The 7,624-nt window shown below is 79.0% G+C and carries 4 protein-coding genes; all 4 read left to right on the top strand.

All coding sequences use genetic code 11. The features are described 5' to 3' along the window. On the top strand, positions 1 to 1,538 hold a 1,538-nt coding region (locus ACWEO5_RS37355; RefSeq protein WP_452166534.1), incomplete at its 5' end, for a glycosyltransferase family 2 protein. 179 nt (positions 1,539 to 1,717) lie between these two features. Further along, the gene (locus ACWEO5_RS37350) at positions 1,718 to 2,827 is read left to right on the top strand and encodes a glycosyltransferase family 4 protein (RefSeq protein WP_452166533.1); all 1,110 of its coding nucleotides are present in this window, start codon (positions 1,718 to 1,720) and stop codon (positions 2,825 to 2,827) included. Next, positions 2,824 to 3,042, top strand: coding sequence for a hypothetical protein (locus ACWEO5_RS37345; RefSeq protein WP_452166532.1), 219 nt, complete (start codon positions 2,824 to 2,826; stop codon positions 3,040 to 3,042). The genes ACWEO5_RS37350 and ACWEO5_RS37345 overlap by 4 nt, the downstream gene beginning before the upstream one ends. Then, on the top strand, positions 3,039 to 7,529 hold the full coding sequence (locus ACWEO5_RS37340; RefSeq protein ID WP_452166531.1) for a glycosyltransferase: 4,491 nt from the start codon (positions 3,039 to 3,041) through the stop codon (positions 7,527 to 7,529). Before ACWEO5_RS37345 ends, ACWEO5_RS37340 begins: the two co-directional genes overlap by 4 nt. Positions 7,530 to 7,624 lie beyond the last annotated feature (95 nt).

The raw sequence follows: 7,624 nt of genomic DNA, 5'->3' as shown, positions 1-7,624 counted from the left end.
CGGGCGGCGTGATGGCGGGTCAGCCGTGCAGGGCCTTCTTCAGGGCGTCGACCGCCAGGTGGCTGCTGCTGGCCCTGCGGCTGCCCGCCCGGCGGCCGGGCGCCGCGGCGCTGCGGGTCGGACCGCGGGTGCTGGTGCGGGCGGTGACCGGCTTCGCCGGGCTGTGGGTGCTGACCGGCGCGGACCTGCTCTGCGCCCGGCACTGGCTGAGCGCCGAGTCGGCGGGCGGGTACGGGGCCGGCGCGCAGCTCGCCAAGGCTTCGCTGGCCTGCGCCAACCTGATCGTGCTGCTGCTGCTCGGCCGGCTGGCCTCCGCGGACCGCCGCACCGCGACCCGGGCGCTCACCGGCGCGCTGGCCGCCGCCGTGCTGGCCGGAGCGGGCACCGCGCTGGTGCTCGCGGTCGGCGGCGGCACGGTGCTGCCGCTGGTGTTCGGCCCGGGCTTCGCCGTCGACCCCGGCCTCGGCCTGCTGCTCGGCATCGACGCGACCGCGCTGCTGGTGCTGACCGTGCTGCTGCACTACCGGGCCGCGCACGGCGGCGCCCCGCTCGGCGGCTGGGCCGGGGCGGCCGCGTTCCCGCTGCTGGTGGCGCTCTTCCCGCTCAGCGCGCAGGGCATCGCCGCCGCGCACGCGCTGGCCGTGCTGCTGGCCGTCGCCTGCGCGCTGCCCGGCACCGGGCTGCGGCTCGGCCCGCGCGCCGAACTCCCCGCCGCCGAACCGGCGTTCGCCGAGCTGCCCGCCGCCCGGGCCGAGCACGAGATCGACCGGGCCGCCCGGGTCGAGATCAGCGTGGTCGTCCCGTACTACAACCCGGGCCCGGCCGTCGCCCGGCACCTGTCCGGGCTGCTGCGGGTGCTGGACCGGCACGGCGCCAGCTACGAGGTGCTCGCCGTCGACGACGGGTGCACCGACGGCAGCCGCCGCCGCGTCGCCCGGCTCGGGCACCGCCGGCTGCGCCTGCTCGGGCACCCAGCCAACCGGGGCAAGGGCGCCGCGCTGCGCACCGGGTTCCGGCAGTGCCGGGGACGCTGGATCGCCTTCATCGACGCCGACGGCGACCTGCCCGCCGAACTGCTGCCCGGCCTGCTGGACGCGGCCCGCCGGGCCGGCGCGGACGCGGCCGTCGGGGTCAAGCACCTCCAGCACGGACGGGTCCGGCGGCTCTGCTCGGGGGCGTTCCGGCTGCTCGCCCGGGTGCTGTTCCGGCTCCCGGTGCGCGACACCCAGACCGGACTGAAGGTGTTCCGCCGCGAAGCCCTGGCCGGGGTGCTGCCGCTGTGCCGCGAGGACGGCTTCGTCTTCGACCTGGAACTGCTCGCCCTGCTGCACCGGCACGGCCACCGCCGGTTCGCCGAGGTCCCGGTCGCCGTCCGCCCCCGCACCGGCAGCACCGTCCGCCCCTCCACCGCCCTGCGGATGCTCACCGAAGCCCTCCGCCTCGGCGCCCGCCTCCACCTCACCCCCCGCACCATCCCCGTCCCCGCCCCCACCGACCCCCGCCCCGTCCTGCTCGCCCTCCCCGACAACGCGAACTGACACCCCATCGGCCCCCTCCCCCGCACCACGCCCCGCAGGGTTTCCCCACCGATCCCCGCCCCCACTCCCCTCCTCCCACCCACACCTCCCCCACCGAGCCCCCTCCTCCCCCACCCCCGAGCCCGCCCCGCAGGGGCTCCCCACTTCCCTCCTCCCACCCACGATCCCGAGCCGAGGCCATGCGCATCTGCGTCTTCAACTGGAAGGACACCGCCCACCCCGAGGCCGGCGGCGCCGAGGTGTACACCCACGAGGTGGTCACCCGGTGGGCCGCCGCCGGGCACCGGGTCACGCTGGTGACCTCGGCGGTGCCCGGGGCCCCCGGCCTGGAGTCCCGGGAGGGCGTGCGGATCGTCCGCGGCGGCGGCCCGCTGGGGGTGTACCGGGCGGCCCGGCAGTGGTACGCGGCGCACGGGGCGGGGCGGTTCGACCTGCTGCTGGACGAGGTGAACACCCGTCCGTTCGGCTGCGCGGCCTGGTCGGCGGGGACGCCGTCCGTCGCGCTGGTGCACCAGGTGGCGCGGGAGATCTGGGACGCCAGGTTCCCGCCGCCGCTGTCCTGGCTGGGCCGGTACGCCGCGGAGCCGCACTGGCTGCGTTCGCTGCGCGGGACGCCGGTGCTGACCGTCTCGCCGTCCAGCCGGGACTCGCTGCGCGGCTACGGGCTGCACGACCTGCACCTGGTGCCGGAGGGGCACACCCGGCGGGTGCGGCCGCCGGTGGCGCGGGAGCAGGCGCCGACGGTGGTGTTCCTGGGGCGGCTGTCGGCGGTGAAGCAGGTGGACCACGTGCTGGCGGCGTTCGCGCTGCTGCGCCGCCGGCTGCCGCAGGCCCGGCTGTGGATCGTCGGGGACGGTCCGGAGCGGGGCCGGCTGGAGCGGCTGGCCCCGCCGGGGACGGTGTTCCACGGGCGGGTGCCGACCCCGCGGCGCGACGAACTGCTGGCCCGGGCCCACGTGTTGGTGGCGACCTCGATCCGGGAGGGCTGGGCGCTGGTGGTGGACGAGGCCGCGGCGATGGGCACCCCGACGATCGGTTACCGCCGTCCGGGCCTGTGCGATTCGGTGCCCGCCGCGGGCGGCCGCCTGGTGGCCCCGCACCCGACCGCGCTGGCCCGGGCCCTGGCCGAACAGCTGCCCGACCTGGTGGCCGCCCCGGCGACGGCCGGCTGGCGGGGCGGGGCGCTGCCCTGGGACGAGGTCGCGGAAGCCGTGCTGCGCACCGCCGTCACCGCAGCCGGCCTGTCCCCGCTGCCCGCCCCGGCGATCTCCGGCGGTGCCGCCCAGTGACCACCACCCTCCCCACCCCCCGCCGCCCCGTCGTGGCCGCCGCACCGCACTCCGCCCGCCGACTACTGCGCGCCGCCCGCCGCCTGACCCACCACCACGACGCACTCCTACGCCTCGCCCTACCGGGAGTGACCGCCGCACTCCTGCCACTGCTCTGGTTCCGCCCCACCCACCCCATCCCCTCCTCCCCCATCCCCGGCGGTGCCGCCCAGTGACCACCACCCTCCCCACCCCCCGCCGCCCCGTCGTGGCCGCCGCACCGCACTCCGCCCGCCGACTACTGCGCACCGCCCGCCGCCTGACCCACCACCACCACGACGCACTCCTACGCCTCGCCCTACCGGGGACGCTCGCCGCACTCCTGCCACTGCTCTGGTTCCGCCCCGGGCGGGACTTCGCGACGGGGGACGTCGGGCCGTTCCGGCGGGACGCGTTGGGGGCGGAGCTGGGGAGCGTCTGGGGGCACCAGATCACCGGGACCGGCGGGCCCTCGTACGAGGTGGTGCGGCTGCCGGACCTGGTGCTGGTCCGGGTGTGCGGGCTGTTCGGGCTGGGGCCGGGGGTCGCGCAGGCGGTGCTGTACGCGCTGGTGCTGGCGGGGGCGGCGACGGGGGTGGCGCGGCTGGCGTCGGTGTGGCTGCGGCACCCGCTGGCGGCGGCGTGCGCGGGGCTGCTGGCGGTGGTGAACGTCTACACGCTGGTGTCGCTGCTCAATCCGCTGCCGGTGCTGGCGACGGCGCTGGTGGCCTGGTTCGGCGGGCACCTGCTGCACGCGGCGGCGGGGCGGCGGGTGCGGGCCCGGACGGTGGCGCTGACCTCGCTGCCGCTGTGCTACCTGGGGATGAACCCGCCGCTGCTGGCGCTGGTGGCGGGGGCGACGGCCGTGCTCGCGGTGGCGGCGGTGCCGCTGACCGGGGGGCGGTGGCGGCCGGTGCTGGTGCTGGTCGGGCGGGGGCTGCCGCTGTTGCTGCTGGTGCAGCTGTGGTGGCTGCTGCCGCAGGCGGTGACGCTGACCGGGGGCGGCTCGGGCACGGACTTCAGCGCGCAGACCAACGTGCAGGCGTGGGCGTGGACGCAGGTGCGCAACACGCTGCCCAACATCCTCGCGCTGAACGCCCACTGGGGCTGGGAGCACGTCGAGTACTACCCGTTCGCGGCGGCGGTGGACCGGGCGCCGTGGGGCCTGGCGCGCTGGGTGCCGGCGCTGCTGGCGCTGGCGGGGGCGGTGCTGCCGCCGGGGCCGCGCCGGACCCGGGGGGCGCTGCGGGCGCTGGCGGTGGCGGGGTGCGTGCTGGTGCTGCTGTGCAAGGGGCTGCACCCGCCGCTGGCGGGGCTGAACGGGTGGTTGTACGCGCACGTGCCGGGGATGTGGCTGTTCCGCGAGCCGATGAGCAAGTTCGGGGTGCTGCTGGTGCCGGTGGTGGCGGTGCTGGCGGGCGCGGCCGTGCAGCGGGCCCTGGAGGCCGGGTGGCGGTCGCTGCGGGCGGTGGCCGCCGTCGCGGTGGCCGCCGCGCTGGCCTACCCGTGGCCGCTGTGGACGGGTGCGCTGGTGACCTGGGTGCGGCCGCCGCTGCCGTCGGCGTCGGTGGCCGTCCCGGCGGACTGGCAGCGGGTCGCGGACGCGGCGAACGGCTCGGCGGCGCCCGGGAAGGTGCTGGAGCTGCCGCTGCAGGGCTACTACCAGGTGCTCACCGACTGGGGTTTCCACGGCGTGGACGACCTGCCGCGCAACCTGCTGACCCGGCCGCTGCTGCAGCGGCTGCCGGGCGGCTACTTCGACAACGCCTCCGGCCCGGCCCGGCTGCTCGCGCTGGCCGAGGACGGGCTGGCCGCCGGGGACGCGGACGCGGCGGCGGGCGCGCTGCGGGCGCTGGGCGTCGGGCAGGTGCTGGTGCGCCGGGACCTGCGCAGCACGGCGGGGGACGCCCCCACCGCCGATCCGGCCGTGCTGGCCGCCGGGCTGGGCCGGCTGCCGGGGGCCCGCCGCACGCTGGCCACCCCGGTCGCCGACCTGTACGAACTCCCGTCCGCCGCGGGCGGACCGGGCGCCCTGGTGCTGGACCCGGCGGCCGATCCGCGCACCACCGCCGAGGCCGCCGCGCGCGGCGCGGCCACCACCGCCGACCCGGCGGTGCCGGTGGACGCGGCCCGGCTCGCCTTCACCGCTGCGGGCGGCGCCGAGGTGCGGCTGCGCGCGGGCGGCCCGTACGCGGTGCGCGCCGACCGGAGCGCGGGCACCGCCTACCTGCCCTCCCGCACCGGGCCGGGCGTGCTGCTGGCCGACGCGGGCCGGGCCGAGGTGGACGGTGCGCCCGCCCCGGCCGCGCCCGAGCTGCGCCTCGACCTGCCCGCCGACGCGGTCCCGGCCGCGCTGCTGGTCGGCCCGGAGGTGCTGCCCTGGCAGCCGGGGCGCCCGGTCGCCGTCCGCCCGGGGGACCGGGTCGCGGTCGCCCTGGCCGACGGCCCCGAGCTGACCGCCGACCCGCAGGAGCAGGCCGACGGCGGCTGCGGCGGCGCCACCGACCGTGCCGAGGACGGGAGTTGGGAACTGCGGGCCGATCGGGGCACCGCCTGCGTCCGGCTGCCGCTGGCCGACCCGCCCGCCGACGGGCTGGTCGAGGCCGAGGTCGAGTACCGGGGCAGCGCGCCCCGGATCTGCCTGTGGCAGGACGGCCCGGGCGGTTGCGCGGTGAGCCGCCGGCTGCCCGCCGCCGCCGACTGGCAGACCTTCCGCACCGTGCTGCGGCTGGCCCCGGGCACCACCGGCGCCGTGCTGTACGGGTACGCCGACGCGGACGGCACCCGTCCGGGCGACGCCGCCTACCGCGCCCCGCGGGCCACCGCGCTGGGGGTCGCCGCCGAGGCGGTGGCCGCCGCCGACGCGCCGCCGCTGCCGCTCGGCCCCGGTGCCCACCGGGTCGGCGCCGACCCGGGCCTGCCCGCCGCCGCCCCGCCCGCGTTCAGCGCGCTGCAGGACTGCGGGCGCACCGACGGGCGCGGCTTCGCCGAGGCGGGGCTGTCCGCGACGCCGCTGGGCGCCGACGGCGTCCGGCTCGCCGCCCGGGCCCACACCGCCTGCGTCAGCGTCCCCGTCGACACCTTCGAGCCGGGCACCGGGCACCGGCCCGGCAGCTACCGGCTGGCCGTGAACTACCGGACGCTCAGCGGCAGTCCGGCCCGGCTGTGCCTGTGGCAGGGCGGCCCGGACCGGTGCGCCGAGCTGCCGCGCACCGCCGACGGCGCGCAGTGGCACACCCTGGACACCGTGGTCAGCCCGGCCGCCGACGTCCGCGACCTGGAGCTGTACCTGTACGCCGACGGCGACGACGTGGGCACCACCGTGGTCGAGTACACCGGCCTGCGGGTGACGCCCGTGCTGCCGCTGACCGTCCGGATCGACCCCGCCCCGGCCCCCGCCGCAAGCCCCGCCGCGCCGGGTGCCGCCCCGGGTGCCGTGCTGGCCGCCGAGCCGGACGGCGCCGGGCGCTACCGGGCCCGGCTGGACGGCGCCGACCGCGCGGGCGGCCCGGTGGTCGTCGCGCTGCCGGACTCCGCCGACCCGCGCTGGGAGCTGACCGGCCTGCCCGCCGGGTGGAGCGCCCGCCCGCTGACCCTGGACGGCTACCGGGCGGCCTGGCTGGTCGACGGGCCCGGCACCGCCGAGCTGCGCATCGCGTTCGGGCCCGACCGCTGGTGGCGGATCGCCCTCGGGCTGTCCGCCGCGACCGTGCTGGCCTGCGCCACCGTCCTGCTGCCGCGCCGCCGCCGCGGCACCTCCCCCGACCGCCACTTCCCGGAACCCGTGAGGCCGCCGATGTCCGCCGTCCCGTCCGCCCCGACCCCGTCCCAGGCCGCGCCGAGGATCGCCGTGGTCGTCCCGACCCGGGACAGCGCCCCGCAGGTCGGCCGGCTGCTCGACTCGCTGGTGCAGCAGCGCGAGGGGCTGGAGGTGCTGGTCAACGAGGACGAGCGGACCAGCGGGCCGCTCGCCCCCGCGCTGCCCGCCTTCCACGCCCGCGGCCTGGACGTCCGGCTGGCCCGCGACAACCCGTCCCGGGCCGCCGGGCGGCGTCGCGGCGTCCGGCTGACCAGCGCCGCCGTCGTGCTGCACCTGGACTCCGACATGACCGCCGGGCCCGGCCTGCTCGCCGAGTGCCGCCGGCTGATCGAGGACGAGGGCTACGACGCCCTGGTGATCCCCGAGGTCTCGGTCGGCGAGGGCTTCTGGGCGCGCTGCAAGGTGCTGGAGAAGCGCTGCTGGGACGGCGACAGCGCGGTGGAGTCGCTGCGCTGCCTGCGCCGCGAGCTGTACGACCGGGTCGGCGGCCACGACGAGGGGCTGGTCTGGTCCGAGGACAAGGACCTCGACCTGCGGGTGCGCGCCACCGGCGCCCGGATCACCACCACCCGCAGCGTGCTGATCCACGACGAGGGCCGCACCACGCTGCGCGCGGCGATGCGCAAGAAGGCCCACTACGCGGCCACCGCCGGGCGCTACGCCGCCCGCCACCCCCGGCACTTCGCCGCCCAGGCCGGGCCCTGGCGGCTGCCGGTGCTGGCCGCCCGGGCCTGGCGGCTCAGCCGCGACCCGGTGCTGACGGCCGGTCTGCTGCTGCTCAAGACCTGCGAGTTCGCCGCCGCGGGCACCGCCCTGCTGGCCGCCGTCCTGTCCGGCCCGCGGCGCGGCGGCGGGCGCGGATGAGCACCGCGCTGCGCGCCGCCCGGCGCTCCCGGCCCCGGACCGCCCTGCGCGCCGCCGCGGGCGCCCTCGCGGCCGGGGCCCTGCTGTGCACGGTC

Source organism: Kitasatospora sp. NPDC004272 (assembly GCF_053603035.1).
The sequence above is the reverse complement of the archived record's forward strand: the minus strand, read 5'-3'. Positions and strand labels throughout refer to the sequence as shown.